The sequence below is a fragment of the Amycolatopsis sp. SID8362 genome (genome assembly GCF_010550475.1).
Taxonomy (GTDB): domain Bacteria; phylum Actinomycetota; class Actinomycetes; order Mycobacteriales; family Pseudonocardiaceae; genus Amycolatopsis; species Amycolatopsis eburnea.
In genome coordinates, this window is sequence record NZ_JAAGNB010000772.1 from 1 (window position 1) to 930 (window position 930).

At 76.1% G+C, this 930-nt stretch carries 1 protein-coding gene; it reads left to right on the forward strand.

Going from position 1 to position 930, the window contains the following annotated elements:
• Positions 1–930 (forward strand): type I polyketide synthase (locus tag G3I65_RS23615; RefSeq protein ID WP_160698036.1); only part of this gene is annotated, 930 nt, incomplete at both ends.

A 930-nucleotide genomic window follows, 5' to 3' on the forward strand; every position in this document is an offset into this window, starting at 1 on the left:
GCGCCGGACGCGCGGGGCTGCTGGGCAGGCTCGCCGGGCTGACCGGTGACGAGCGCGAGCAGGCCGTCGTCGACCTGGTCTGCGCGCAGGTCGCCGTCGTGCTCGGGCACGCCTCCGCCACCGCGGTCGACCCGGCGCGCGCGTTCCAGGAGCTCGGCTTCGACTCGCTGACCGCGGTCGAGCTGCGCAACCAGCTCGACGCCGTCACCGGGCTGCGCCTGCCCGCGACCCTCGTGTTCGACTACCCGACGCCGCTGGTACTGGCCGGGTACCTGCTCGGCGAACTGACCGGCGCAGTGGCCGAGACCCCGGTCGCGCCGGCCGCCGTCCGCCGCCCGGCCGCGGACGACCCGATCGTCATCGTCGGGATGAGCTGCCGGTTCCCCGGCGGCGTCCGCTCCCCGGACGACCTGTGGACGCTGGTGTCCGGCGAGGTCGACGCGATCTCGGAGTTCCCCGCCGACCGCGGCTGGGACCTGGCCGCGCTCTACGACCCCGAAGGCGGCCGCACCGGCACCTCCTACGCCCGCGAGGGCGGGTTCCTGCCCGACGCGGGCGCGTTCGACGCCGGGTTCTTCGGCATCTCGCCGCGGGAAGCGCTGGCCATGGACCCGCAGCAGCGGGTCGTGCTCGAAACCGCTTGGGAGGCCTTCGAAAACGCCGGCATCGACCCGGCCGCGGTCCGCGGCAGCCGCACCGGCGTGTTCGTCGGCGCGTCCGGCAGCGGCTACAGCCCGCCTGCCGAGCTGGCCGGCCACCTCGGCACCGGCTCGGCGCTGAGCGTGATCTCCGGCCGGCTGTCGTACACCTTCGGGCTGGAGGGCCCCGCGGTCACGGTCGACACCGCGTGCTCGTCCGCGCTCGTCGCGCTCCACCTGGCCGCGCAGGCACTGGGCCGCGGGGAGTGCTCGCTGGCGCTGGCCGGCGGCG